At 72.6% G+C, this 25,230-nt stretch carries 24 protein-coding genes; 19 read left to right on the top strand and 5 right to left on the bottom strand.

Annotated features, from left to right (window positions below):
• The first annotated feature begins 14 nt into the window (after positions 1–14).
• The 4 genes from HET64_RS04125 (at position 15) to HET64_RS04110 (ending at position 4,525) form a co-directional block, all read left to right on the top strand.
• On the top strand, positions 15–884 hold the full coding sequence (locus tag HET64_RS04125; protein ID WP_215102398.1) for a biotin--[acetyl-CoA-carboxylase] ligase: 870 nt from the start codon (positions 15–17) through the stop codon (positions 882–884).
• 178 nt (positions 885–1,062) lie between these two features.
• Positions 1,063–2,262, top strand: a complete 1,200-nt coding sequence (locus tag HET64_RS04120; protein WP_215102396.1) for an adenylate/guanylate cyclase domain-containing protein — start codon at positions 1,063–1,065, stop codon at positions 2,260–2,262.
• 180 nt (positions 2,263–2,442) lie between these two features.
• On the top strand, positions 2,443–3,255 hold the full coding sequence (locus tag HET64_RS04115; RefSeq protein WP_215102394.1) for an enoyl-CoA hydratase/isomerase family protein: 813 nt from the start codon (positions 2,443–2,445) through the stop codon (positions 3,253–3,255).
• Between the two features lie 115 nt (positions 3,256–3,370).
• A complete protein-coding gene (locus HET64_RS04110) occupies positions 3,371–4,525 on the top strand; it encodes a diguanylate cyclase domain-containing protein (protein ID WP_215102392.1) in 1,155 nt (384 codons plus the stop codon).
• Between the two features lie 140 nt (positions 4,526–4,665).
• On the opposite strand, the gene HET64_RS04105 is transcribed toward HET64_RS04110, so the two are convergent.
• Positions 4,666–5,403 carry a translation initiation factor IF-2 gene (locus HET64_RS04105; protein WP_215102383.1) on the bottom strand — a complete coding sequence of 246 codons (738 nt, stop codon included), beginning with the start codon at positions 5,401–5,403 and terminating at the stop codon, positions 4,666–4,668.
• A 122-nt stretch (positions 5,404–5,525) separates the two neighbouring features.
• Between HET64_RS04105 and hutH the strand changes: the two genes are divergently transcribed.
• Complete coding sequence (hutH, locus tag HET64_RS04100) at positions 5,526–7,076, top strand: histidine ammonia-lyase (protein ID WP_215102381.1); 1,551 nt, start codon at positions 5,526–5,528, stop codon at positions 7,074–7,076.
• An 81-nt stretch (positions 7,077–7,157) separates the two neighbouring features.
• Here the strand turns inward: hutH and HET64_RS04095 are convergent, their stop codons facing one another.
• Positions 7,158–7,472 carry a hypothetical protein gene (locus tag HET64_RS04095; RefSeq protein ID WP_215102379.1) on the bottom strand — a complete coding sequence of 105 codons (315 nt, stop codon included), beginning with the start codon at positions 7,470–7,472 and terminating at the stop codon, positions 7,158–7,160.
• A 153-nt stretch (positions 7,473–7,625) separates the two neighbouring features.
• On the opposite strand from HET64_RS04095, the gene HET64_RS04090 reads away from it, so the two are divergent.
• The 5 genes from HET64_RS04090 to HET64_RS04070 all read left to right on the top strand — a co-directional run bounded on the left by HET64_RS04090 (position 7,626) and on the right by HET64_RS04070 (position 12,233).
• Entirely contained in the window at positions 7,626–8,030 is a 405-nt protein-coding gene (locus HET64_RS04090; protein WP_215102420.1) for a hypothetical protein, read from the top strand.
• Positions 8,031–8,265: 235 nt separating this feature from the next.
• Positions 8,266–9,534 (top strand): Ig-like domain-containing protein, encoded by a 1,269-nt coding sequence (locus HET64_RS04085; protein ID WP_215102372.1) that lies wholly within the window; start codon positions 8,266–8,268, stop codon positions 9,532–9,534.
• 231 nt (positions 9,535–9,765) lie between these two features.
• A complete protein-coding gene (locus HET64_RS04080; RefSeq protein WP_308369794.1) occupies positions 9,766–9,999 on the top strand; it encodes a hypothetical protein in 234 nt (77 codons plus the stop codon).
• Positions 10,000–10,250: 251 nt separating this feature from the next.
• Positions 10,251–11,735, top strand: a complete 1,485-nt coding sequence (locus tag HET64_RS04075) for an alpha/beta hydrolase (RefSeq protein WP_215102368.1) — start codon at positions 10,251–10,253, stop codon at positions 11,733–11,735.
• Positions 11,736–11,918: 183 nt separating this feature from the next.
• Positions 11,919–12,233: a hypothetical protein gene (locus HET64_RS04070; protein ID WP_308369792.1), complete on the top strand. Its 315-nt coding sequence runs from the start codon at positions 11,919–11,921 to the stop codon at positions 12,231–12,233.
• Positions 12,234–12,271: 38 nt separating this feature from the next.
• Here HET64_RS04070 and HET64_RS04065 read toward each other — a convergent pair whose 3' ends face one another.
• Positions 12,272–12,718: an RDD family protein gene (locus tag HET64_RS04065; protein ID WP_215102416.1), complete on the bottom strand. Its 447-nt coding sequence runs from the start codon at positions 12,716–12,718 to the stop codon at positions 12,272–12,274.
• A 552-nt stretch (positions 12,719–13,270) separates the two neighbouring features.
• Here HET64_RS04065 and HET64_RS04060 point away from each other — a divergent pair.
• The 4 genes from HET64_RS04060 (at position 13,271) to HET64_RS04045 (ending at position 16,517) form a co-directional block, all read left to right on the top strand.
• Complete coding sequence (locus HET64_RS04060) at positions 13,271–13,453, top strand: hypothetical protein (protein WP_215102366.1); 183 nt, start codon at positions 13,271–13,273, stop codon at positions 13,451–13,453.
• Between the two features lie 335 nt (positions 13,454–13,788).
• Positions 13,789–15,177, top strand: a complete 1,389-nt coding sequence (gene gdhA / locus HET64_RS04055; RefSeq protein WP_215102364.1) for an NADP-specific glutamate dehydrogenase — start codon at positions 13,789–13,791, stop codon at positions 15,175–15,177.
• Positions 15,178–15,330: 153 nt separating this feature from the next.
• Positions 15,331–15,897: a hypothetical protein gene (locus HET64_RS04050; RefSeq protein ID WP_215102362.1), complete on the top strand. Its 567-nt coding sequence runs from the start codon at positions 15,331–15,333 to the stop codon at positions 15,895–15,897.
• 176 nt (positions 15,898–16,073) lie between these two features.
• Positions 16,074–16,517, top strand: a complete 444-nt coding sequence (locus HET64_RS04045) for a helix-turn-helix domain-containing protein (RefSeq protein WP_215102360.1) — start codon at positions 16,074–16,076, stop codon at positions 16,515–16,517.
• 158 nt (positions 16,518–16,675) lie between these two features.
• Here HET64_RS04045 and HET64_RS04040 read toward each other — a convergent pair whose 3' ends face one another.
• On the bottom strand, positions 16,676–17,590 hold the full coding sequence (locus tag HET64_RS04040) for an alpha/beta fold hydrolase (protein WP_215102358.1): 915 nt from the start codon (positions 17,588–17,590) through the stop codon (positions 16,676–16,678).
• A gap of 105 nt (positions 17,591–17,695) precedes the next feature.
• Between HET64_RS04040 and HET64_RS04035 the strand changes: the two genes are divergently transcribed.
• The gene (locus HET64_RS04035; protein WP_215102356.1) at positions 17,696–18,397 is read left to right on the top strand and encodes a TetR/AcrR family transcriptional regulator; all 702 of its coding nucleotides are present in this window, start codon (positions 17,696–17,698) and stop codon (positions 18,395–18,397) included.
• Between the two features lie 103 nt (positions 18,398–18,500).
• Here the strand turns inward: HET64_RS04035 and HET64_RS04030 are convergent, their stop codons facing one another.
• The gene (locus HET64_RS04030; protein ID WP_251144744.1) at positions 18,501–18,716 is read right to left on the bottom strand and encodes a hypothetical protein; all 216 of its coding nucleotides are present in this window, start codon (positions 18,714–18,716) and stop codon (positions 18,501–18,503) included.
• Between the two features lie 326 nt (positions 18,717–19,042).
• On the opposite strand from HET64_RS04030, the gene HET64_RS04025 reads away from it, so the two are divergent.
• The 4 genes from HET64_RS04025 to HET64_RS04010 all read left to right on the top strand — a co-directional run bounded on the left by HET64_RS04025 (position 19,043) and on the right by HET64_RS04010 (position 25,125).
• Positions 19,043–19,795, top strand: a complete 753-nt coding sequence (locus HET64_RS04025) for an ArpA protein (RefSeq protein WP_215102351.1) — start codon at positions 19,043–19,045, stop codon at positions 19,793–19,795.
• A 228-nt stretch (positions 19,796–20,023) separates the two neighbouring features.
• A complete protein-coding gene (locus tag HET64_RS04020) occupies positions 20,024–20,599 on the top strand; it encodes an isochorismatase family protein (protein WP_215102349.1) in 576 nt (191 codons plus the stop codon).
• The gene (locus HET64_RS04015) at positions 20,596–23,013 is read left to right on the top strand and encodes a M20/M25/M40 family metallo-hydrolase (protein WP_215102347.1); all 2,418 of its coding nucleotides are present in this window, start codon (positions 20,596–20,598) and stop codon (positions 23,011–23,013) included. The genes HET64_RS04020 and HET64_RS04015 overlap by 4 nt, the downstream gene beginning before the upstream one ends.
• Before the next feature lie 6 nt (positions 23,014–23,019).
• The gene (locus HET64_RS04010; RefSeq protein ID WP_215102345.1) at positions 23,020–25,125 is read left to right on the top strand and encodes an ABC transporter ATP-binding protein/permease; all 2,106 of its coding nucleotides are present in this window, start codon (positions 23,020–23,022) and stop codon (positions 25,123–25,125) included.
• Positions 25,126–25,230: the final 105 nt, after the last annotated feature.

The following is a 25,230-nucleotide window of genomic DNA, read 5'->3' as shown; positions in this document are numbered from 1 at the left end:
CTAGGCTGGGTTGCATGACACCCCCGGATGCGCCACACAACCGCTGGTCGGACCTCGGCCGGCCGCCCCTCAACGTGACCGCGCTGCGGCGCGGACTGCTGCGGCCGGACGCGTTGTGGACGTCGCTGGAGGTCGTGGAGTCCACCGGATCCACCAACACCGACCTCGCCGGGCAGGCCCGCGACGGGGCGGCGGGCGAGGGCACGGTGCTGGTCGCCGAGGAGCAGACCGCCGGGCGCGGACGGCTGGAGCGCACCTGGACCGCGCCGCCCCGCTCCGGGCTGTTCTTCTCGGTCTGCCTGGAGCCCGGCGACATCCCCGTGGAGCGGTGGGGGTGGGTGCCGCTGCTGGCCGGGGTCGCCGCCGCGACCGGGCTCGCGAAGTCGGCGGGTGTCGACATGTCGCTGAAATGGCCCAATGACCTGCTGGTCGCGGTGGACGGGGAGGAACGCAAGACGGGCGGCATCCTCGGCGAGTTCGCCGGGAACGGCATCGTCGTCGGCCTCGGCATCAACGTCTCGCTCCGCGCCGACGAGCTGCCCGCACCCACCGCCGGGTCGCTGGCCCTCGCCGGTGCGGTCTCCACCGACCGGGAGACCCTGCTGCGCGCCGTCCTGCGCTCGCTGGAGGACTGGTACGGCCGGTGGAGGGCGGCGGACGGCGACGCGGCCGCGAGCGGGCTCCAGGCCGCCTACGCGGCGGGCTGCGCGACGCTGGACCGGACCGTGCGGGCGGAGCTGCCGGGGGGCGCGTCCCTGGTCGGCGAGGCGGTCGCGATCGACGGGGACGGGCGTCTCGTCCTCTCCACCGAGGACGGGCTCCAGCGGCCGGTGTCGGCCGGGGACATCGTCCACCTGCGGGGCGCGGCGGGCGGCCTGACCTGATCGGCCGTGTGCCGCCGACGGGCGTACCGGTGGATACCGCGTATGCCTGAGATGTCACGCGCGACGCACCGATGACGGACAACCAAGGACGTGAGCTGGGGCACACCTGCCGTATCGTTGAGGCGATCCAGCGACAGATCGGCAGGGCAGTGCGCAGGGAACGGGCAGGAGGCGGCTGGTGACCGTCGGCGACACGACGTCCGGCGCGGGTGAGGAGCCCGGGTCGGACTCCTCGGTCCACGCCACACCCCACCACGAGGTCGACCACACGGTGGAACCGACCGACGACCCCCTCGCCATCCGCCTCGAAGCGCTGATCCTGGGGGCCGACCGGCGCTACACGCCCTTCCAGGCGGCCCGCACCGCCGGGGTCTCGATGGACCTGGCCTCCCGGTTCTGGCGGGCCATGGGCTTCGCCGACATCGGCCAGGCCAAGGCGCTCACCGAGGCCGACGTGCTCGCCCTGCGGCGGCTCGCCGGTCTCGTCGAGGCGGGGCTGCTCAGCGAACCGATGGCGATCCAGGTCGCCCGCTCCACCGGGCAGACCACCGCCCGGCTGGCCGAGTGGCAGATCGACTCGTTCCTGGAGGGGCTGACCGAGCCGCCCGAGCCCGGCATGACCCGCACCGAGGTCACGTATCCGCTGGTCGAGCTGCTGCTCCCGGAGCTCCAGGAGTTCCTCGTCTACGTGTGGCGGCGCCAGCTCGCCGCCGCCACCGGCCGGGTCGTGCAGGCCGCGGACGACGAGGAGATGGTCGACCGGCGGCTCGCCGTCGGCTTCGCGGACCTGGTCGGCTTCACCCGGCTCACCCGGCGGCTGGAGGAGGAGGAGCTCGGCGAACTGGTCGAGTCCTTCGAGACGACCGCCGCCGACCTGGTCGCCGCGCACGGCGGCCGGCTCATCAAGACCCTCGGCGACGAGGTCCTCTTCGCCGCCGACGACGCGGGCACCGCCGCCGAGATAGCGCTCCGGCTGATCGAGGCCATGTCCCAGGACGAGACGATGCCCGCCCTGCGCGTCGGCATCGCCTTCGGCACGGTCACCACCCGGATGGGCGACGTCTTCGGCACCACGGTGAACCTCGCCAGCCGGCTCACCTCGATAGCTCCGAAGGACGCCGTCCTGGTCGACGGGGCGTTCGCCAAGGAGCTGGTCCGGCACGGCGACGCCCCGGAGTCCGAGGCGCAGGCCGCCGAGGCCGTCGCGGCCGCCGCCGAACGGGCCCGGGTCGCCGAGAAGGAGGGCCGCGAGCCCGACGACGAGCCGCCGCTGCCCACGTACCGCTTCGGGCTCCAGCCGATGTGGCAGCGCCCGGTGCGCGGGCTCGGCGTGGTGGAGCCGTGGCTGCTGGCCCGGCGGGGGAAGACCGGCTCCTGAGCGCGGCCCGCCCCTTTGTCGCGCCCCAGCCGTCGGGCGTTCGCCGTCCCCGTCGTCATGCCTCTGTCCCGGTCGTCACGCCCCCCGGCCCCGTCCCGCCCTGTCGCGGTCGGGGGCGCCCTGTCTAGGATCCGTGACGGTAACGCTCGTTAACAGGCCGTCCATGACAGGGGAGCAGCCATGACCGTCACGTCCGAGCAGCGGTACGGGGAGTTCGTCGTCGTACGACGGCACGAGGGGCAGGACCACGTCGCCGAGCTGGTCCTCGACCGGCCCCAGGCCATGAACGCCGTCTCCACCGACATGGCCCGCTCCATCGCCGCCGCCTGCGACGCGCTCGGCGCCGACCGGGACGTCCGGGCCACCGTCCTGACCTCCAGCCACGAGAGGGCCTTCTGCGTGGGCGCGGACCTCAAGGAGCGCAACTCCTTTACCGACGCCGACCTCGTACGTCAGCGTCCCACCGCCCGCGCCGCCTACACCGGGGTCCTGGAGCTGCCGATGCCGGTGATCGCCGCCGTGCACGGCTTCGCCCTCGGCGGCGGCTTCGAACTCGCCCTCGCCTGCGATGTGATCGTCGCCGACGCCACCGCCGTGGTCGGGCTGCCCGAGGTGTCCGTGGGCGTCATCCCGGGCGGCGGCGGTACGCAACTGCTGCCGCGCCGGGTGGGGGCGGCGCGCGCCGCCGAGCTGGTGTTCAGCGCCCGCCGCGTCGAGGCCGCCGAGGCCCGCGAACTGGGGCTGGTCGACGAGCTGGTCGAGGCGGGCCGGGACCGCGAGGAGGCCCTCGCGCTGGGCGGCCGGATCGCCGCCAACTCGCCGGTCGGGCTGCGTGCGGCCAAGAAGGCGCTCCGGCTGGGGCAGGGGCTCGACCTGCGGGCGGGCCTGGAGGTGGAGGACGCCGCCTGGCGGTCGGTGGCCTTCTCCGGGGACCGGGCGGAGGGGGTGGCCGCGTTCAACGAGAAGCGCCGCCCCGACTGGCCCGGTGAGTGAACCCCGGGATGTTCGTGACGCGGAGTGAGCGCCCTGCCGGGAAATAGTTGAAATTAGTTACGCTTCAAACTGATCAAAAGGATCAAAAGGGGACAAATCTACATAAGCTGTAGGAATGGGTGGTGACGATGAGCGGCTGCGAGCCGTGGTTTCGCTTGCGCAGGCCATGGCCGCGGCCTACACGCCGCGTGAATCGTGGCGGGCTGCGGCGCTGGGCGCCTGTGAGGCGCTGGGCGGCAGTTTCGCCGCGCTCTCCGTGTGGGAGCGGGACCGGGGCAGGCTGCGGGTGCTCGTGAACGCGGGGCAACGGGCCGAGGGGGAGGAGGAGTTCCCCGAGGAGGAGGCCTACCCGGTCCACGAGTTCCCGGAGATCACCGAGTTCCTGCACGAGCGCTGGGCGGGCGGCGGCGAGCCCGACGCCTGGGTGGAGACCGCCGACGGGCAGCCCGGCGCGGGCGGTCCGGCGCGCGGCGCCCGCCCGTACTGCCACCAGCGGGTCGCGGCGCTCCGGCGGCGCGGCCGGGGCTGCTGTGTGGTCGCGCCGATCGTGCTGCACGGCCGGGCGTGGGGCGAGCTGTATGTGGCGCGACAGGCCGGGCATCCCGTCTTCGACCGGGCGGACGCGAACTTCGCGACCGTGCTCGCCGCCGTCGTGGCCTCGGGGATCGCCCAGACCGAGCGCCTGGAGGAGGTCCGCAAGCTGGCCTTCACCGACCCGCTGACCGGTCTGGCGAACCGCCGCGCGGTCGACATCCGGCTCGACGAGGCCGTCGAGCGGCACCGCGTGGACGACACGGTCGTCAGCCTCGTCGTCTGCGACCTGAACGGACTGAAGGCGGTGAACGACACCCACGGCCACGCCGTCGGCGACCGTCTGCTGGAACGTTTCGGCTCCGTCCTGTCGCTGTGCGGGGCGATGCTGCCGGAGGCGCTGGCGGCCCGGCTGGGCGGCGACGAGTTCTGCCTGCTGGCGGCGGGCCCCCCGGCCGACGCGGTGGTCGGGGTCGCCACCGAGCTGTGCGACCGGGCGGCGGTGATCGAGCTGGGCGACGGGGTCGCCTGCGGGGTCGCCTCCACCGGCGACCCGATCGGCCCGGTGCGCTCGGCCCGCAGGCTCTTCCGGCTCGCGGACGCCGCCCAGTACCGGGCCAAGGCCGCCCGCTCGCCGGGCCCCGTGGTGGCCGGCCGGGACGGCGAGGTCATCCGGCTCGCGGACTCCCCGCCGAAGTCCGCGCACGACCGGCGCAGGCTGCGCGGCAACAGGCCGTGAGCGCGGGTGCGCCGCCGTTCGGGCCGAGCGCGGGCGCGTCGTCCAGGGCTCAGCGGCGTACCGGGTCCCGGCGCGCGGCGACGCGTCGGGCCTCAGTGCGGCGACGCGTCGGGTCCCGGCGCGCGGCGGCGCGTCGGCCCTCAGTGCGGCGGCGGCATCCGCTCCAGGGCGTTCTCGATGGTGCAGCCGCCCTCTCCGCGCATCCGCTGTATCCGGGACGGCACCCACACCTCGGTGGCGCCCGGGCCGACCCGGCCGAGGAGGCAGTCCTGCGGACCGTAGCCGTTGCCCTCCACCGACAGGAGGACACCGACCCGGCCGACGCCCGACTTCACCTCGGTACGGACCGCCTCGTCCATGTCCAGCGCGGCGACCACCCGGCGCACCTCGGCCTCGTCCACCCGGCCGCCCGCCGGCACCCGGGGAAGCTTCGCGCGCAGCTCCTCGTGCGGCAGCGCGGGCGGTTCGGGCGGCGGGGCGAAGGTCAGCCGGGGGCCGTCCGGGCAGTCCACGTCGCGCGGGTCCTCGCGCCACTCCGACTCCGGCGACACCCGGACCGCGAAACAGCGCCGCACGGTGACCGGCTCGGGGTCGAACTTCTGGTCGTACGCCGTGCCGGACGTGCGGACGACCACCTCGACGCCGTCCCCTTCGCGGGTCGAGGCGCCCCTTACCCGCAATACCTCGACCCCTTCGAGGCCGGAGGCGATGTACCCGACCTCCTCCGCCGTGCGCGGACGCTGACCGTAGAGCCGCTCGCCCGCCTTCCTGGCCACGTCCCGCGCGGAGTCCGTGGCCTCCCCCTCGGAGGACTGGAGCATTCCGCAGCCGGAGACGGAGAACAGCAACAACGGGGCGAGCAGCAGGAGTCGACGCATGCGGGCAGCTTCCCGGCCGCGCGCGCGGCGGGCAAGGCGCTCACGTACTCACGCTGTCCCGTAAGGGGCCCTGCGCGGCACCACTAGTGACATGAAGGCTTTCAATACGTACGCTGCTGAATATGGATATGCACACTGTTGTGGTGGGGACGTCCGGAACCACCGCCGAGGACGTCGTCGCCGTGGCCCGCCACGGCGCCCGGGTCGAGCTCTCCGCCGCCGCCGTGGAAGCCCTCGCCGCCGCCCGTCTCATCGTGGACGCGCTCGCCGCCAAGCCCGAGCCGGTCTACGGCGTCTCCACCGGCTTCGGCGCCCTCGCCAGCCGCCACATCAGCCCGGAACTGCGGGCGCAGCTCCAGCGCAACATCGTCCGCTCGCACGCGGCCGGCATGGGCCCCCGCGTCGAGCGCGAGGTCGTCCGCGGGCTGATGTTCCTCCGGCTGAAGACGGTCGCCTCGGGCCACACCGGTGTGCGCCCCGAGGTCGCGCAGACCATGGCCGACCTGCTGAACGCGGGCATCACGCCCGTCGTCCACGAATACGGCTCGCTCGGCTGCTCCGGCGACCTCGCCCCGCTCTCGCACTGCGCGCTCACCCTGATGGGCGAGGGCGACGCGGAGGGCCCCGACGGCACCGTCCGCCCGGCGGGCGAGCTCCTCGCCGCTCACGGCATCACCCCGGTCGAGCTCCGCGAGAAGGAGGGCCTGGCCCTCCTCAACGGCACCGACGGCATGCTCGGCATGCTGGTCATGGCCCTCGCCGACCTGAAGAACCTCTACACCTCGGCCGACATCACCGCCGCCCTCTCCCTGGAGGCGCTGCTCGGCACGGACAAGGTCCTCGCCCCCGAGCTGCACGCCATCCGCCCGCACCCCGGCCAGGGTGTCAGTGCCGACAACATGCTGCGGGTGCTCGCCGGTTCGGGACTGACGGGGCATCACCAGGATGACGCGCCCCGGGTCCAGGACGCCTACTCGGTACGCTGCGCGCCCCAGGTCAACGGCGCGGGCCGGGACACCCTCGACTACGCGGCCGTGGTCGCGGGCCGCGAACTGGCCTCCTCCGTCGACAACCCGGTGGTCCTCCCCGACGGCCGCGTCGAGTCCAACGGCAACTTCCACGGCGCGCCCGTCGCGTACGTCCTGGACTTCCTCGCGATCGTCGCCGCCGACCTCGGCTCGATCTGCGAACGCCGCACCGACCGGCTGCTCGACAAGAACCGCTCGCACGGCCTGCCGCCGTTCCTCGCGGACGACGCCGGGGTCGACTCGGGACTGATGATCGCCCAGTACACCCAGGCCGCCCTGGTCAGCGAGATGAAGCGGCTCGCGGTCCCCGCCTCCGCCGACTCGATCCCGTCCTCCGCGATGCAGGAGGACCACGTCTCCATGGGCTGGTCCGCCGCGCGCAAACTCCGTACGGCCGTGGACAACCTGGCCCGGATCGTCGCCGTCGAGCTGTACGCCGCTACCCGCGCCGTCGAGATCCGCGCCGCCCAGGGGCTCAGCCCCGCCCCCGCCTCGCAGGCGGCCGTGGACGCGCTGCGGGCCGCCGGCGCCGAGGGTCCGGGCCCGGACCGCTTCCTCGCGCCGGACCTGGCCGCCGCCGACACGTTCGTACGGGAGGGGCGCCTGGTCGCGGCCGTGGAGCCGGTCACGGGGCCGCTGGCCTGAGCCGGTCCCGTACGCACCGAAGCCCTACGGAGGAGGGCCCCGCACGACCGGTGCGGGGCCCTCCTCACGCGTACGGGATGCTCAGAGCGCCGGGCGCGTCCCGGCTCCGGAGCGGCGCACCGAGTACGTGACGAAGCCCGCGCCGAGGCCCAACAGGGCTGTGCCGCCGATGAGATACGGCGTCGTGTCCGGGCCCGCCCCGGTGTCGGCGAGGAGCGCGCCGGACGTGTCGTCGGGGCTCCCGGCGGGCCGTTCGGCGGCTCGGCCGGGAGCGGCGGCCGGGGCGCCCTGAGCGCCCCTCTCGCCGGTCGCGTTGGCCGACGGGACGAACCAGAGAGCGGCCAGCAGCGTGCCTGCGGCGGTGGTGGTCAGCAGTGTGCGACGAGCGACGGACACAGATTCGATCCCCTTGCGACAACCATGAGTTAGCCCCGTGCGCCGATGCTAAGCAAAGCAGCGGGTCGGTGGAAAGTCGCGGCCTCGCCGGGCCTTACGCTCCGGCCTATGAGCACAGAAGAGACATCCAGGTTTGTTCGGCTTCGCGTGGAGATGGTGCTGGAGGTCACCGACCTCGACGCCCTGACCGGTACCGCCCTCGAATCCATCGCCGCCGAGTACGGGGAGCCCGTCGCGGCGGTCGCGGGGACCGACACCGCCGAGGAGCGGATGCATGCAGAGGCCACGGTCCGGGCAGACGGTGCAGAGGCCCTCGCCTCGCTGGTCGATCCCTTCGACCTGGTCAGCGAGGTGCCCGGGGTCGAACTGGCCCAGGCCTCCTGGAGCAGTGAAAGCATCGAGTACGACCCCGACGCGGAGGGCTGGGACGACGCGGACGACGGCGACGAGGACCTCTTCCTGCCGCCGGACGGGGACGACGAGGAGGGGTACGGCGACACGTTCGCGCACAATGGGAAGAACGACGGCGAGGACGGTGACCCCGCGCAGCGGGTGTGACGTGTGAGAACACCGGCCCCGGCCCCGCTCACCGGCGGACCGGGGCCGCGCTGTACGGCGACGGAATCCCGGGCCGGGCCGCGGGAACCACCGCAGCCGGGCGTGCGTCGATGAGTGGTGTTCCCCACATCTGTCGTGGATGCGGAACGGAGCACCCTATCCGGGTGTTCTTGGAACATTGACGGGGAATAGCCGCCAGGCGGCCCCGTCCGGGGATTTTGGGGAATCGGCAACGATGGAGAAGCGTGTGATGACGGACAGCAAGCGGCGCAGGGGCCTCATGGCCATGTCCGCACTGCTCGGCGGCGTGCTGGTGCTTTCGGCCTGTAGCGACGACGGCGACAAGGGCGGCAAGACGAGCGCCGGGAATGCGGAGTCGTCGCAGCAGGAGGTGGACAAGGCGGCAGCCGCGGACGCCTCCGAGGCGCAGATAGCGATCAAGCCGAAGAACGGCGCGACCAACGCCAGCATCAACAACGCGGCCCAGGTCACCGTAGCCAAGGGCAAGCTCACCAAGGTCGTCATGACCACCGCGGACGGCACCGCGGTCGAGGGCACCCTGGCGGCCGACGGGTCCAGCTGGAAGCCCGCGGGCCAGCTGGAGCGGTCCACCACGTACAAGATCGACGCCACGGCGGCCGACTCGAAGGGCCGCGAGGCCCACGAGAACAGCTCCTTCACCACCGTCTCGCCCGACAACAGCTTCATCGGGAACTTCACCCCCGAGGACGGCTCCACGGTCGGCGTCGGGATGCCCGTCTCGATCAACTTCAACAAGGCGATCACGGACAAGAAGGCCGTCCAGGCCGGCGTCACCGTGACCTCCAGCAGCGGCCAGGAAGTCGTCGGCCACTGGTTCAACTCCCAGCGCCTGGATCTGCGCCCGGAGGACTACTGGCAGGGCGGCTCCACCGTCACCCTGAAGCTGGCCCTCGACGGCGTCGAGGGTGCGGACGGCGTCTTCGGCGTCCAGCAGAAGACCGTGACCTTCAAGGTCGGCCGTGACCAGGTCTCCACCGTCGACGTGAAGTCCAAGACGATGACGGTCACCCGCGACGGCAAGACGATCAAGACGATCCCGATCTCCGCGGGCTCGCCCGAGAACCCCACGTACAACGGTCAGATGGTGATCTCCGAGAAGCACAAGGAGACCCGGATGAACGGCGCCACCGTCGGCTTCACCGATGACGACGGCAAGGGCGAGTACGACATCAAGGACGTGCCGCACGCCATGCGCCTGTCCACGTCGGGCACCTTCATCCACGGCAACTACTGGGGCAAGGGCATCTTCGGCAACGCCAACACCAGCCACGGCTGCGTGGGCCTCGCCGACGTGAAGGGCGCGAACGACTCCAGCGCGCCCGGCGCCTGGTTCTACGACAACTCCCTCGTCGGCGACGTGGTCATCGTCAAGAACTCCCCGGACAAGACCATCACCCCGGACAACGGTCTCAACGGCTGGAACATGAGCTGGGCCGAGTGGACGGCCGGCTCCCAGGCCTGATCCGACCGCCGTTCCCCCTCGGCACCACCCCTGTCCCCGCCCGAAGGCGGCGGTCCCGGAAGACTCCGGGACCGCCGCCTTCGGCGTGTCCGGTGCCCCCCGTGGACGTGGGCCGGGCTCCCGCCACCGGCGAGGCGTACGGCACAGAACGGACTGACAGGCGACCACAGGGGTCAGCACACTGGCGGCATGCGCTATGAGAAGAGAGCCGAGAGAGCCAGGATCACGGCCGTGAAGGCCCTCATACCGCCGGCCGTCCTCGTCGCCTCACCGGTGTTGCTGATCGCCGGGGCGCCGATTCGACGCCGCTACCTGCGCTACGTCTGCCGCGACGGGGCCCCGGCCATCCTCGACAAGGAGCGGGGGCATGTCAGCGTCCACTACTTCGTCGTCACCCACCCGCTTCTCGAATGGCTCTGCCGGCCCACCGAGGCGCTCGTCCGCCTCGTCGGACGCCGAGGTTAGATCGACGGGCGAGTGACCGGCTACCCGCGCGGCCCCGGTCACGCGTCGCGCCCTACCCCGCTCGCCCATGGCCCCACCGGCGTCAACGGTTCGGGGGCGGCTTCCGTGCACCGCCCCTGAGCGGCCCCCTGTCCGCCCCGGAGAAACCCCTGACAGAGGCACCACGGCGGCGACAGCGCATCTAACGTGACGGGGGTGCCCCGGCCGGGTCCGCACGCCTGGAACAACCGCTCTCTTCACGAGGAGGATCCATGCTGTTCAGGGGGAGATCCACACTGCGGCGCATCACCGCGCGGGGCACGGCCATGGCCGCGGGAGCCGTCATGGCCGTCACCACCGGCCTGGCCGCCGCTCCCGTGGTTCAGGCGGCGCCGTCCGCCACCGAACCGCTGCGATGGGCACCTTGTGGCTCCGAGACGAAGCCGGGAGCCGAGTGCGCCACCCTTTCGGTGCCGGTCGACTGGGCCCGTCCCGACGGGCCGGAACTGGACCTGGCCGTGGCCCGCCGCCAGGCCACCGAGCCCGGGGCACGCGTTGGCTCGATGGTGTTCGGCCCCGGCGGGCCGGGCGACTCGGGTGTGCAGATGGTGGTCGGAAACATCGGCCGGTTCAGCCCCGAGGTCCGCCGCGGATTCGACATCGTCAGCTTCGACCCGCGTGGGGTGGGCGGCAGCAACCCGGTGGCCTGCTCCGGCGACCTGCTGGCCGAGCGGCCGTCACCGGAGCTGAGGAGCCAGGCGGACTTCGACGCCACGATGGCGTACAACAAGCGGCTCCGCGCCGATTGCCGGGCCCGTACCGGCCCGGTGTTCGACCACCTCGACACCGCCCAGACGGTCCGGGATCTGGACGCTCTCCGGGCCGCCCTCGGCGAGCGGAAGCTGACCTTCCACGGCAGTTCGTACGGCACGCTGCTCGGGGCACAGTACGCCGAGACCTACCCGCGCCGTGTGCGCGCGATGGTGCTGGAGAGCGTCATGGACCACAGCGTCCCGACCACCCGAGACTTCCTGCGGTCCGGGGCGGCCGCGGCGGAGGATTCCTTCCGGGAGTTCGTGAAGTGGTGCGACGGCGCCGCCGGCTGCGCGCTGGGCGGCCGCGACGTCCGCGCCGTCTGGCAGGGCCTGTTGGACCGGGCCGGGCGCGGCGAGTTGGAGAACCCCGCCGAGCCGGGCACCGCGTTGTCCTCTTCGGACCTGGTCAACAGGATCGCCTTCCGGAGGTTCTACTCGGCCGACCACGCGGGCTTCGCCAAAGAGATCGCGCGCATGCACGCGAGCGAGCCGCTGCCCCCGTCGCCCACCTCGATGGCGCCGCTGCCGCTCGCCACCCCGGTCTTCTGCTCCGACTGGCGCCTGCCGGTGCGTGACTACCAGGAGTACGCCTCGCTCGTCTCCCTGATGAACAGGACCGCGCCCGACCTGCCCTACCTGCTTCCGATGCACATGGTCGCGGCGTGTCTGGGCGCGCCGACCGCCAACCCGCAACACCGCCTGCACGTACACGGTGCACCGCCGATCCTGCTGTCCAACGCGCTGCACGACCCCGCCACCGGCTACCCGTGGGCGGTCTCGGTGGCCCGGCAACTCGGCCGCGGCGGCGTGCTCCTCACCTACGAGGGCCACGGCCACGGCAGCGTCACCAGCGGCCCGTGTATGGAAGACGCGGTGGACAGCTACCTCACGGACCTGGCAGTCCCGCCACGGGGCACGAGCTGCCCCGCTGTGCCCTTCTGACAGCTTGCCGATCCGGATCCGCCTGTAGGGCGGATCCGGTAGGAAGGCGGTGGTATCGCCGGCCGGGCACCGGCCGCGTACCGCCGCGGTCCGATGCGACGGCTCAGGTGGCAACGGTCCTTGTGGCCATCACCTGACGGCACGCCGCGTCCCCGGAACCCGGTTCGTGGAACACTCCGGCAGGTGCCTCACTGGATCACCTGGATAACGCCGCGCCGCCTGGGCGCCACCGCCGCCCTGTACGCCGTCTTCGTCTGCGGTTGGTACCTCGGCCAGCCCCTTCCTCACGTCGGCTGCGAGGAGGAGACGACAGCCGTTTCCTCCGGCCGGTTGACGATCGGGGAACCCGGGGACGTCAGCGGTGGCTTCAGCCGGGTGGCGCGCGATGTCGGACAGGTCGTCACCCGGGACTTCGTCTCCACCAGGGTGGTCGCCGCGTGCGACCCGTACACCGCCCACCCCCGCCTCGTTGCCTGGATCGCCGGCGACTGGCGCTGAGGGGGAGCCTTCTCACCCGAAGGTTCGACGGAGCGGGCTCAGCCCGTAGGCCCCCGCAGCGCCGCCCGGTACGCCCGCAGATCGCTGCGCCGGACCTGGCGCACCCCCGCGAGGTCCTCGGGCGCCCCGGAGGGGCGGCCCGGGGCCCTGTCGGGGCCCGCCGCCGCCGGGCCGTGGAGCCGGTGCCAGGGCCGGCGCGGCAGCCAGAGGAGCCCGTACAGCCAGCGCCGCACCAGCAGGCGGAACCCCGGCCTTCCCGCGTCGGGCAGCCGGATCACCCGGACCCCCATGATCAGCTTTCCGGCGCTCGCCCGGACTGCCAGCGTCAGCAGCACCTGGTTGGCGAACGACAGCGTCACCAACTGGACGACGAGCAGCGCGACCGCGTGCCCCGCCCCGCCGGAGTTCAGGCAGGACCGCACCAGGAGTCCGACGGACAGCAGGCACAGATAGCTGTCGATCCCGACCGCCAAATAGCGCCGCATGTCGCTTGTGCCCTTGGGGACGCGCGGCTGCCCCCGGGGCGCCGGTGCGGGATACGTCGAGCGGGCGTACGCCGGATACGCCGCCCGGGGGAGCGCGTCGCCGTACGGCGTCCGGCCCGGCGTCGCGGGCGGGGCCGGCCGGGGCCGAGCGGTGCCGCTCCCGGCCCGGTGCACGCCGTACAGCGCCCGTAATGCGTCAGGAGGCTGTCCTCTCCGACGCCCCCGTGGCTTCGTCATGGGGGCATCATGACTGATCGTCAGGCGGGGTGTCCCTGTTCCTGGCGGGTAACTCCGGTGCCCTGACCTTGTTTTCACCGGACCATTACCGTTGCCTCCGCCGGCCGCACGCGCGCTTCCCCGCGGCCCGGTCCCCGGCCCCGCTCGCCGCCGCCGACCCGCGCCGCTCGCTCGCGGGGCGGGGTGCAGCCTGCTGCACCCCGCCCCGCGGTGCAGCCTGCTGCACCCCCGATACGGGGGCCCGCTCCCTCCTCACGGCGCGCCCCGGCCGACAGGCTGGACGCATCACCGACCGACCACGGAGGCATCGCCGTCATGAAGTCCCTGCTCTGGCTCGTCCTGTCCGCCGCGCTCGTCGCCAACGTCTTCCTCAGTTTCGCGGTCGACAGGAACGGCCTCGAAATAGCCCTGAGCGTCGTCTCGGGCGTGGTGGTGCTCGCCTCCGGGGCCGGGCTCTGGATGCTGCGAGGCTCCCGCGAGAGCCGATCCGGAATGTGACCTTGGCCACTCGGGGAGGCGTGGCGGGGCAGTGGGCCCGAGCCGCGCGGGCCACCCGGAACGCCGGATCAGGGGCTGCTCAGGGCCCTGCGCGGTGGTCCGGGCGCTGATCAAAACGGCTGATCATGGCCAATATGTGGATGGCCCTCGAAGATCATCGGACCGCACGGGAGAATCGGCCCGTACGACGGTCCTGCGCATGCCCTGCCGGGCGTCGGCCGCGTGGTGCTCCCGGGAGGGAGTCCATGGGGCTCCGGCGGGGGAGGCGGACCGGTGGCGCTCCCCGGGGCGGGGGCGTCGACGCGCACGAGCCGACCACGGAAGGTCAGAATCAGATGCCGGTCATCCCCGACTCGCCCGACTCCACCCGCACGCACGATGCCGCGGCCCGCGTCATCGAGCCGCTCTACGCCGAGATCCTGCGCCGCAACCAGGGTGAGCAGGAGTTCCACCAGGCGGTCCGCGAGGTCCTGGAGACGCTCGGGCCGGTGCTGACCCAGCGCCCCGAGTTCATCGACGCGCGCATCATCGAGCGCATATGCGAGCCCGAGCGCCAGCTGATCTTCCGGGTGCCGTGGTCGGACGACTCCGGCGACATCCACGTCAACCGCGGCTTCCGGGTGGAGTTCTCCAGCTCGCTCGGCCCCTACAAGGGCGGGCTGCGGTTCCACCCCTCGGTCAACCTCGGCATCGTGAAGTTCCTCGGCTTCGAGCAGATCTTCAAGAACGCCCTCACCGGCATGCCCATCGGCGGCGGCAAGGGCGGCGCGGACTTCGACCCCAAGGGGCGGTCCGACGCCGAGATCATGCGGTTCTGTCAGTCGTTCATGACCGAACTCCACCGTCACCTGGGGGAGTACACCGATGTCCCGGCCGGTGACATCGGCGTGGGCGGCCGCGAGATCGGCTACCTCTTCGGCCAGTACAAGCGGATCACCAACCGTTACGAGTCCGGTGTCCTCACCGGCAAGGGCCTCGGCTGGGGCGGCGCGCAGGCCCGTACGGAGGCCACCGGCTACGGCACGGTCCTGTTCACCGCCGAGATGCTGCGCAGCCGTGGCGAGTCGCTGGAGGGCCAGACGGTCGCGGTCTCCGGCTCCGGCAACGTGGCCATCTACGCGGTCGAGAAGGCCCAGCAGCTCGGCGCGACCGTGGTGACCTGCTCGGACTCCAGCGGCTACGTCGTCGACGAGAAGGGCATCGACCTCGCCCTCCTCAAGGAGATCAAGGAGGCCGGCCGGGGCCGGGTCTCCGAGTACGCCGAACGGCGCGGCGCGCACGCCCGGTTCGTCCCCGGTACGGGGGTGTGGTCGGTCCCCGTGGACGTGGCCCTGCCCTGTGCCACGCAGAACGAACTCCACGAGACCGACGCGCTGGACCTCGTGCGCAACGGGGTCAAGGCGGTCGCGGAGGGCGCCAACATGCCCACCACCCCGGAGGCGGTCCGGGTGTTCCAGGAGGCGGGCGTCGCCTTCGCCCCCGGCAAGGCGGCCAACGCGGGCGGGGTCGCGACGAGCGCGCTGGAGATGCAGCAGAACGCGTCCCGGGACTCGTGGACCTTCTCCCACACCGAGGAGCGGCTCGCCGAGATCATGCGGCACATCCACGACTCCTGCTACACCACCGCCGAGCGGTACGGCAGCCCCGGCAACTACGTGGTGGGCGCGAACATCGCCGGCTTCGAGCTGGTCGCGGACGCGATGCTGGCGCAGGGCCTGATCTGACCGTACGCGGCGAGGCGCCGGTGCCGATGCGGTCGCCGCCGGAACCGCTACCCCGCGCGGGTGAGGCTGCCAGGTGCGGTCTCCCCCGGGCGGGGGAGCGGGTTGGCTCGCGTGGGGGATTCCTCGTCGTGCCTGCTCGGCGAGGGTGGATTCATGACGCTGAAGATCCCGCACCGGCCCCCGTCCGTCGGTGACACCGAGCGGCCCGTTCCGCGCTGGGCGACGCGCCTCGCCTACGCGCTTCCGGTGCTTCTGCTGCCGTCGTGCCTGTGGCGGCTGCCCTTCGCTCTGCACTTCACGATGGGGCAGGAGGCTCAGGAGGGCAGCCTGCCTGCCTACTGGCTGAGCATCCCGTACGTTCTCGGACTCAGCGTGCTGACGGAAGTGATCGCGATCCTGACCATCGGGCTGGTCCGGGGCTGGGGCGAGGTGGCGCCCGCCGGGATACCGGTCATCGGCGGCAGACGCGTCCGGCCGATGGCGGCCGTTGTCCCCGCCGTCCTCGGCGGCCTGATCCTCACCTTCCTGTTCACCGCCGTCCCGCTGGGCGACGGCCGTGACCTCACCCCGTACGGCGTCATCGACTCCGTCGGGTACTCCAACGGCGCCTGGAACGCGCTGGCGACGGTGTGCGTCACCCCCATCGCCGCGTGGGGGCCCATCACCATCGTCCTCGCGATCGCCTACTACCGGCGTCGAACCGCCGCCGTCGCCGGGTGAGCGCGCGTTCAGGTGGACCGGCGGCGGCCGTCCCCGCTCAAGACGGGCCGTCTGCCTCGGGACCGGCCGTCCCCCGGTACCGGCCGTCTGTCACGCGACTTCGCCACCAGCAGATCCGCCCGGAGCGCAACGCCCGGCCCGTGCCGGGGCGGCGCCGCGCTCCTAGGCTGGGGAGGGTGAGTATCCGAGTGACGAACCAGGCCGACGTGATCCCTCTGCGCCCGCTCCCGGCGGCGGTCCCGGCTCTCCCCCGGGAACCGCTCTGGCGTGACCTCGTCGGGGAGGTGCTGCGTCGCGAACGCCAGGCCCAGGGACGGACGTTGAAGGACGTCGCCGAGGCGGCCCGGATCTCCATGCCGTATCTCTCCGAGGTGGAGCGGGGTCTCAAGGAGGCCTCCTCGGAGGTGCTGGCCGCCGCGGCCCAGGCGCTCGGCCTGTGCCTCGCCGACGTCCTGGCGCTGGCGGGGGAGCGGCTGGTCAGCCTCACGGCCGCGCGGTCCCGGTCGCGTTCGCTCGGGTCGGGTGCGGCCGGGTCGGGTTCGCTCGGGTCGGGTGCGGCCGGCGGCCGCCGGCCCGTGAGCCCGTCGGGCCCGATGGGTGGCGTGCTGCTGGCCGCCTGACCCGAGAGGGCGTTCCGGGGCGCCTGCCTTGCGAAGGTGTTGCGCGGTCACCTGCACCGAGGGGCGTTACGTGGTCGCCCGCCCCCGGGGTTGTCGCGTGCGGTCGCCTGAGCCGGGGGAGGGCCGGTACGCGGAGCCGTCGGACCCGGGGAGGTCCGTTACGGGCGGTCGTCGACCCGGGCGGCCCGGTCCGCGAGTGCCCGTACCTCGGCGGCGACGGCGGTGTGCCGCTCGCGCGGGATGTCGTGGCCGACACCGGGCTGGAGGACGAGCCGGGCATCGCGGATCGCCGCGGCGGTGGCCCGGCCCGCCGAGGGCTTGAGCAGCGGGTCGTCCGTGCCGTGCAGCACCAGCGCGGGGACGCGCAGTTCGGCCAGGGACGGGCCGTGCCAGCGCGCCCCGATCTGGCGGGATTGGGCGTCCGGGTCGGCGATGCCGGTGTCCACGTCGGCGGTGATCCGCTCCAGGGCCTCCGCCTCGTCGAACGGGTAGCCGGGCGACGCGACGAGCCGGGCTACCGCGAGCCCGGCCGCGATCCGCTCCTCCCGGTCCCGGGCGGGCTTGACGCGGGCGAACTTCGCGAGCGTGCCGAGCCGCAGATGACGGAAGGCACCCAGCCCGCCGACATCGCTGGGGAGCGCGGCGGACGAGGTCAGCGTGCGCACCCGGCCGGGGTGGCGCAGTGCGACGCGCTGGGCGACGACGCCGCCCAGCGAGTGCCCGAAGAGGTGCGCCGACTCCCAGCCGAGCGCGTCCATGACGGCGACGGCGTCGTCGGCCATGTCCTCGGCGGTGTAGGCCGCGCCTCGGCCGGCGGCCAGGGCGGCGAAGGGGTTGCCCCGGGCGGTGCGCTTCGGCAGCCGGGTGGACTCGCCCGCGTCCCGCTGGTCGTAGCGGGCGACGGCGAATCCGGCGCCGGCGAAGGCGGCGCACAGCTCCCCGGGCCACCAGTGCCGGGAGACCGCCAGCCCCATCACCAGGAGCAGCGGTTCGCCGTCCGCGCCCTCCTGGAGCCGGTCGTGGGCGAGCTCGACCGCACCGTTGCGGGCGAAGCGGCGTTCGGTCCAGGTCATGGCGGGCTCCTCCGATGGACAACAATACTGCGAACGGTGTTCGCGGTATTAGACTACAGCCAGTTCCGGACCCCGTTCGGGGGCCTCAAGGGAAGGTGGCGGACCGTGGCCGATCGCGAGACCCGGCCGACGACCGTCTGGTCACGCCCCGAGCGGGGTGCGCGCGGCCCCGCACCCGAACGGAGCCGCACCCAGATCACGGCGGCGGCCCTCGCCCTCGCCGACGCGGAGGGCCTGGCGGCCGTGTCGATGCGCGCGCTCGCGCAGCGGCTGGGCACGGGGCCCGCCTCGCTCTACCGCTACGTGGGGAGCCGGGACGAGCTGCTGGACCTCATGGCGGACGCGGTCGCGGGCGAACTGGACCTCTCCGGGGCCACCGGAGGCGACTGGCTGGACGCTCTCGTCGGCCTGGCCCTCCAGTCCAGGGACGCGCACGTCCGGCACCCGTGGCTGGCCGATCTGAACGACCGGCGCGGCGAGGTGCTGGGCCCGCACGCGATCGACTACCTCGACCACGCGCTCGGGATTCTGGCCCCCGCGCCGGGCACCGCCGGGCAGAAGCTGGAGGCCATCGGTCTCCTCGGCGGCCTGGCCGTACTCTTCGCCCGCCGGGCGACCGGCGCGGCGGGCGGCGGCGACCCGTCCGCCCAGGCGGCCCACCTGGCAGCCGTCGCCGCCGAGGGCCGCCACCCGCACCTGCTCGCCGCCCTCACCTCGGCCGGCGCACCGCCTGCCGACCGGGACGCGCTGTTCGTCACACTGCTGCGGCGGCTGCTCCCGGCGATGCTCGGCCAGGGGGCGGCGTAGGGCCCGGGGCCGCTCCTCGACCGAGGATGCGCCGACCGGAGGTGTGCCGACCGTGCCGGGCGGGAGCGTCCGCACGGCTCCACAGCTGCACGCCTGCACGCCCTCAGCGGCGAAAGGTCGAGTCGTTGAGCAGGTACGCGGTGAGCACGGTGGTCGTGCGGGCGTGCGTGCGCGCCTTGCGGAGCAGGCTGAGGCGGTGTCCGGCGTCCGCGGGGAGGTCCGCCGCCTGCAAGAGGCAGAGGGTCGTGAGCAGGCCGCTGAGCTGAGCGCGGGCCAGCGGATCGGGCGGTGTGGGGCCGGTCCGGGCCAAGTCCGCCAAGAGGGCTTCGATCTGATGTCTCGCTGAGACTCCGTGCTGCGGTTCCACGGGTTCAGTCATCGTGTCGCCTCTCCGGGTGGCGGTTGGTGGGCGTCGTGCGCGAACCACAGGAGCCTGAATCGGCCCGATGACCGACACAAGGCGGTCGGGCGGCAGTTTTCCGGCGGTTCCGGCAGGGGCGGGGCAGGTTTTCCGCACCACCGGCAAGGGCAACGGAGTTGGCGCCCATCTCCTTGTGGGGCCTCTTGGGCGCTGATTATGTTCCCTCACAACTCGCCCGACGAACTCCGATAGCGGGCTCCAGTGCTGACGTAGGGAGAACCCACATGTCATTCGAGGAAATCAACCCGGCCGGTATCGAGAAAGATCTGGCGAACCACTTCGCGGAAGCTCTCGACGACGCCACGCTGGTCGAGCTCTCGCAGAGCTTCCGGCGCAACGGCTACGTGAAACTGTCGAATTTCGTCTCCGACGACCTCTTCAAGACGGTCACCAAGGAGTGCCACCGACTCCTCGACCTGCACCAGCAGCGCATCGACATCCACCTCAAGGAGACCAGCAACTCCCCGCGCTTCATGAGCACGGTGAGCCAGAAGGCCATCGAGCAGGACAGCGAGCTCATCCGGACCGTCTACAGCTCCGAGGCGATGATGGGCGCGCTGTCCCGCATCGCCGCCCAGCCGGTCCTGCCGTGCCCGTGGGACGAGGAGAAGTACGTCCTCATCCGCCAGCACAAGCAGGGTGACACGCACGGCTGGCACTGGGGCGACTTCAGCTTCACCGTCATCTGGATCATCGAGGCCCCGGAGGCGGAGTTCGGCGGTCAGCTCCAGGCCGTGCCGCACACGGACTGGAACAAGGAGGACCCGCGGGTCCACGAGTACCTCGCCAAGCACCAGATCAGCACCTACCCGCACGCCACGGGCGAAATGTATTTCCTGCGGTCGGACACGACCCTGCACCGCACGATTCCGCTGAACGCCGACCGGACGCGCATCATCCTCAACACCTGCTGGGGCAGCGAGAAGGACCAGCAGAAGCCCGCGTCCCACGAGACCATGCAGGCGATGTTCAGCTGATCTCGCGGTATTCGAGCGGCAATTCCGGTAACCCCGGTTACCCCGGTATCCCCGGAAACTCCGGTGATTCGGCCGGGACCCGATGCTGTTCCCGCCGGCCATTCCGGCCGGCGGCGGCAACGCACGTCACGGGCCGGTGCGCGTCGCCGCGCACCCGCGGTGGCGACACCGCGGTGCCGCGGCCGGCACCGGCCCACAAACCCCCCTCAACCGAAAGTGAGTATCTCTATGACCACAGCCCTTGTCCTGGTGGACCTCCAAGCCGGCCTGCTCAACGGAGACGAAGCGGTGCCCGACGCGGGCGCCCTGCTCGACCGGCTGCGTCCGCTCGCCGAGAAGGCACGTGCTCTGGGGATCCCCGTCGTCCACGTACAGGACGACGACCTCGGCGACACCACCTCCGAGGAGTGGCAGATCGACGCCCGGCTCGGCGCGCAGGAGGGTGACCTCCGGGTGCGCAAGGCGGAGTGCGACTCCTTCCACGAGACCGACCTCGACGAGCTGCTGCGGGCGCGGGGCGTCCAGCACCTGGTGATCGCCGGCCTGGTCACGGAGCTGTGCATCGACTCCACCTGTCGCAAGGCGGTCACGCTGGGATACGACGTGACGCTCGTCTCCGACGGCCACTCGACGACGGCCACGCACCTGCCCGTCGAGGCGGTCATCGACCACCACCACCGCATCCTCGACGGCTACGGCGTCTACATCAAGCGCCGCCCGTACGAGATCCGTCTCCAGTCCGCCGCCGAGGTCGACTTCGTCGCTCCCCCGGAGCCCGAGCTGCAGGGCGCGGATACACCGTGACCACCACGACCTCTGCCCCGGTGAAGGTGGACCCGGCCGGTCCCGTGGCCGTGCCCGGTACGGCACCCGCCGCCGGCCGGCGTACCCCGGTACTGCTCGTCGTGCTGGCACTCGTCGCACTGCTCGGCACACTGGCCACACTGGCGCTGCGTCCGCCGCCCGCGAAGGGCACGGACGCGCCGCGAGCCGAGTTCTCGGCCGCACGCGCCGCCGGACACCTGACCGAGATCGCCCGCAAGCCGCACCCGCTCGGCAGCGCCGAGCACACCAGGGTCCGCGACTACCTCGTGCGGACGGCGCGGGCGCTCGGGGCAGAGGTCGAAGTCCGGTCGGGTGAGGTGGCGCAGCCCGACATGGGCAGCCCCGTTCCCTCGGCGACCGTGCACAACGTCATCGCGAGGCTGCCCGGCACGGGCGGGCCGGACACCAAGGGTGACGGGAACGCGCTGCTGCTGGTGGCGCACTACGACTCCGTGCCGAACGGGCCGGGCGCGGCGGACAACGGAGCCGCTGTCGCGGCCCTCCTGGAGACGTTGCGCGCCCTGAAGGCCTCCGGCGGCGTACGCAACGACGTCGTCCTCCTGTTCAGCGACGGCGAGGAACTCGGCGCCCTGGGAGCCGAGTTCTTCGTACGGGATCACGGCCTCGACGAGTTCGGCGCGGTGCTCAACTGGGAGGCGCGCGGCAGCGGCGGTCCGCTGATGATGTTCGAGACCGGTGAGGGAAACCTTCCGCTGATCGACGCGTTCGCCGAGGCCAACCCGCGCCCGGTGGCCAACTCCCTGGCGTACGAGGTCTACAGGCATCTGCCCAACGACAGCGACTTCACGGTCTTCCGCGACGAGGGCGTGGCGGGCCTGAACTCCGCCTTCATCGAGGGGTTCCACGACTACCACTCGCGCTCCGACACGGTCGAACAGCTCGACCGCGACAGCGTGCAGCACCACGGTGACGCCATGCTCGGCATGGTGCGAGCCCTGGACGGCGCCGACGCGGACGACTTCCGGGGCGCGAACGGGATCTACTTCGACCTGTTCGCCCGGGTCCTCGTGCACTACCCGGCGACGTGGGCACTCCCCCTGGCCGGGGTGACGCTGGCGCTGCTCGGCGGTCTGCTGGTGGGGGCGGTACGCCGCTCGGCCCTGCGGCCCCGGCAGCTCGCGGCGGCGGCCGGGGTGGCGCTCGGCGCGCCGGTGGCGGCCGGCGGCGTGGTCCACGGGCTGTGGACCCTCGCCCTGCTGCTCGCACCCGACCTGGCCGCACTGCCCCTGACCGAACCGTACGGACGGGGCTGGTTCGTGGCGGCGTTCGGCGCTGTCGTGGGCGGGGTGCTCCTCGCGGCTGCCCGGCTGCTGCGCCGGTTCCGACCGGCCGAGGTGGCGGGCGGTGTGCTGCTCTTCGCCGTCCTGTTGCTCGCGGTGCTCACCCTCGTACTGCCCGGCGCCGGTTACCTCGTGCAGTGGCCGCTGCTCGCCACGCTGCCCGCACTGTGGTGGACCTGCCGGACCCGGGAACGCGCGGAGGGCGAGGGGCTCCCCGGGGCACGGGAGTCGTGGACCGGCGCCCTGCTGTGGTCGGCCGGGCCCGCCGTGGCCGCCGTCCTGTTCGTACCGCTCACCGGCAGCCTGCTGACGGCGCTCGGCATCCCGCTCGGCTCGGTGGCCATGGTCTTCGTGACGGCCGGCGCGGTGTCGGCCCTGCCCCTCCTGGTCCGGCTCCCCGCGAACGGCCGGAGCGCCGCGGTCGCGGCCGGTGTCGCACTGGCCCTGCTCGGCACGGGCGTCGTCAGGGAAGGGTTCAGCGCGGAGCGGCCGCGGCCCAACTCGCTGCTGTACGTGCGTGACGACGTGACCGGCGAGTCCCTGTGGTTCAGCGGAGACCCGGCTCCCGACGCCTGGACGCGCCGGGTGCTCGGCGACGATCCGCGGCGGGCCCCCGTGAGCGACTACTTCCCGCCGCGCGGCGACGAGCCGGCGATGGTGGCGAAGGCGCCCCGTCTCGACATCCCCCGGCCGACGGTCACGGTCGTCGACGACAGCACCGGCGACGGCACCCGCACGGTCCGCTTCCGGACCGAGTCGCAGCGGCCGGCCTGGCGGATCCAGGTGCGCCTGGAGCGCGAACCACTGGCCGCCTGCACGGTCGCGGGCACCCGCCTGGACCGGGCGGCCCTCAAGGAACAGACGGGGGGAGCGAAGGACGTCGTCTTCCACCACTACGGAGCGCGCGGCTTCGACATCAGCTGCGAGGTCCCGGCCGGCACCCGGCTCGCGGTGGACGCCGCGGACTTCACCCTCGGCCTGACCCCACACGTGTCGGAGCTGGTGGGGCCGCGACCGCGGGACACCGTCCCGGTGGCGTTCGGCTTTCTGCCGGAGGACTCCGTCATAGCCCGTACGACGGAAAAGATCTGAGGACACATGACCCACACATCACGGGACAGCGCGATCGAGGTCCGCAACCTCACCCGGGTCTTCCGGACCGGAGGTTCGGGCGCGGACGTCAAGGCCAACGACGACCTGACCTTCAGCATCCCCCGCGGCCAGGTCTTCGGACTGCTCGGCGCGAACGGTGCGGGCAAGACCACCCTGGTCTCCCAGCTCCTCGGCCTGGTGCGGCCCACCTCCGGCGAGATCGTGGTCGAGGGCGTCGACGCCGTCGCCCATCCGGACGCGGTCAAGGCCATGACCGGCTTCCTGCCGCAGACCGGTCTGTCGATGCGCCTGGTGGAGGTGCGGCGGGCGCTGCACTACACCGGCCGGCTGCGTGGCCAGTCCGAGACCGACGCACGCCGCCAGACGACCGAGCTGATCGAGGAGCTGGGGCTGGGGGACGTCCAGGACCGCTACGTGGACCAGCTCAGCGGCGGCATGACGCGGCTCGTCAACTTCGGCATGGCCCTCATGGGCCGCCCCAAGCTGCTCATCCTCGACGAGCCGACCAACGAACTCGACCCGCACAACCGTCGGTTGGTGTGGAACATGGTGTCGCGGCGCAGCGCCGAGGACGGTACGACGGTGCTGCTCGTCACGCACAACGTGCTGGAGGCCGAGTCGGCCGTCGACCAGGTCGCCGTCATGAACGGCGGCCGGATCACCGCGATGGGCACCCCGGGCCACCTCAAGGAGGTGCTGGGGGACCGCATCAGGCTGGAGCTGTTCGTCAAGGACGAGGACGGCCTCGCGCTCCGCGAGCGGGAGCTGTTCGACGCGGTCGGCACCCTCACCGAGGGCAAGCGGGACGGCAGCTACCTGGTCCAGACGGACTCGGCGCGGATGCCGGAGCTGATGCGGGTGGTCCACGGTGAGCTCGGCATGGACCGGGTGGCCGACTTCCGGCTCACCCGGCCGACGCTGGAGGACGTCTACCTCACCCTCGACGGACGCTCGGACCCAGTTCCCGCGGCGACCGCACAAACCGCGGCGACCGCGGAGACCGCGGCTGTCCCGGTCACCGAGGAGCCCGCCGCCTCGACCGCCTCGCCCGCCGCCACGACCGCCACGGCCACCGCGACCCCTGCCTCGGCCGAGGCGCCGCAGGCACTGGCCGGCTCCACCGCGACGGCCGTCCTGACGGCGAGCGGACCCCGCACGGCAACGGCCCCGACCATCACCGGGACGCCCGGGACGCCCGGGACGCCCGGGACGCCCGGCTCAACCGGCACACCCGGAGAAGCCGGGGCGACCGCCGCGACCCGCACCGCTCCGGTGCGACCCCCCGTACCCGGGAAGGCCCCCGGGGCCGGCAACGGCGTGCCGCCGGCCGGCCTGGGCGCGCGGGCCCGGCGGATGGGCGTCGACCTCAAGTTCCTCTGGCTGGAACAGATGCTGGAGGTCCGGACCACCTGGTCATGGGTGCTGATGTTCGGCCTCCTGATGCCGGCCGCCATGGTCTTCGGGCTGACCCGGATCGGTGACGGCCTGTCCGACGAGGAGAGCCTGCTGTTCATCGTCAGCGGCGCGGCCATCTTCTCGGTGGCCAACGAAGGCATCGGCACGCTGGCACAGCGCATCGGCGCACTGCGCCAGGACGGCATGATGGTCTACTACGCGTCGCTGCCCATCAGCAGGATCTCGTTCCTGGCCGCCATGGTGTTCTCCCGGCTCCTGCTGATCCTGCCGGGCCTGATCACTCCGATGATCACGGCGAAGCTGATGTACGACACCGACTTCGTCATCTCGCCCGCGCTCCTCCTGGTCCTTCCGCTGGCCTGTATGGCGCTCTCCGCCATCGGGCTGGCCATCGGGACGCTCGTGCGGAGCATGGACCTGCTGCTCGTCATCGTCAATCTGATGATCTTCGTGCTGCTCCTGGTGGCGCCGGTGCTCATCCCCATCGAGTCGCTGCCGGTGCCGCTCCAGGTGTTCGGCTACCTGCTGCCGCCCACCTATGCGGCGGAGTCCCTGCGCCTCGCGCTCGTCGGGGACTTCGGTTCGGCCTTCCTGCTCAACATCGGCGTGCTGACCGCGATGACCGCCGTCGGCCTGGCCGGCGCCAGCCGCTGGCTCCGCTGGCGCACCGCCTGAGCGCACCGCCTGAGCGCACGGCCCGAGCGGACCGCCCGAGAGGGCCCGCCCGGCCAGACCCGGCGCGCACCGCCGTGAGCGGCGCGCGCCGGGCCCCCGACTCCG

The sequence above is a fragment of the Streptomyces sp. McG3 genome (assembly GCF_018619185.1).
In the GTDB taxonomy this organism is placed as follows: domain Bacteria; phylum Actinomycetota; class Actinomycetes; order Streptomycetales; family Streptomycetaceae; genus Streptomyces.
Note: the sequence above shows the minus strand (reverse complement) of the source record. Positions and strands in the feature narration are given on the sequence as shown.

Bases quoted from the DNA above. Each gene is read 5' to 3' on its own strand.
- HET64_RS04125 (WP_215102398.1), top strand. From the start codon at position 15: ATGACACCCCCGGATGCGCCACACAACCGCTGGTCGGACCTCGGCCGG.
- HET64_RS04115 (WP_215102394.1), top strand. From the start codon at position 2,443: ATGACCGTCACGTCCGAGCAGCGGTACGGGGAGTTCGTCGTCGTACGA.
- HET64_RS04110 (WP_215102392.1), top strand. From the start codon at position 3,371: ATGGGTGGTGACGATGAGCGGCTGCGAGCCGTGGTTTCGCTTGCGCAG.
- HET64_RS04105 (WP_215102383.1), bottom strand. From the start codon at position 5,403: ATGCGTCGACTCCTGCTGCTCGCCCCGTTGTTGCTGTTCTCCGTCTCC.
- hutH (WP_215102381.1), top strand. From the start codon at position 5,526: ATGGATATGCACACTGTTGTGGTGGGGACGTCCGGAACCACCGCCGAG.
- HET64_RS04090 (WP_215102420.1), top strand. From the start codon at position 7,626: ATGGTGCTGGAGGTCACCGACCTCGACGCCCTGACCGGTACCGCCCTC.
- HET64_RS04085 (WP_215102372.1), top strand. From the start codon at position 8,266: ATGGAGAAGCGTGTGATGACGGACAGCAAGCGGCGCAGGGGCCTCATG.
- HET64_RS04075 (WP_215102368.1), top strand. From the start codon at position 10,251: ATGCTGTTCAGGGGGAGATCCACACTGCGGCGCATCACCGCGCGGGGC.
- HET64_RS04065 (WP_215102416.1), bottom strand. From the start codon at position 12,718: ATGCGGCGCTATTTGGCGGTCGGGATCGACAGCTATCTGTGCCTGCTG.
- HET64_RS04060 (WP_215102366.1), top strand. From the start codon at position 13,271: ATGAAGTCCCTGCTCTGGCTCGTCCTGTCCGCCGCGCTCGTCGCCAAC.
- gdhA (WP_215102364.1), top strand. From the start codon at position 13,789: ATGCCGGTCATCCCCGACTCGCCCGACTCCACCCGCACGCACGATGCC.
- HET64_RS04050 (WP_215102362.1), top strand. From the start codon at position 15,331: ATGACGCTGAAGATCCCGCACCGGCCCCCGTCCGTCGGTGACACCGAG.
- HET64_RS04040 (WP_215102358.1), bottom strand. From the start codon at position 17,590: ATGACCTGGACCGAACGCCGCTTCGCCCGCAACGGTGCGGTCGAGCTC.
- HET64_RS04025 (WP_215102351.1), top strand. From the start codon at position 19,043: ATGTCATTCGAGGAAATCAACCCGGCCGGTATCGAGAAAGATCTGGCG.
- HET64_RS04020 (WP_215102349.1), top strand. From the start codon at position 20,024: ATGACCACAGCCCTTGTCCTGGTGGACCTCCAAGCCGGCCTGCTCAAC.
- HET64_RS04010 (WP_215102345.1), top strand. From the start codon at position 23,020: ATGACCCACACATCACGGGACAGCGCGATCGAGGTCCGCAACCTCACC.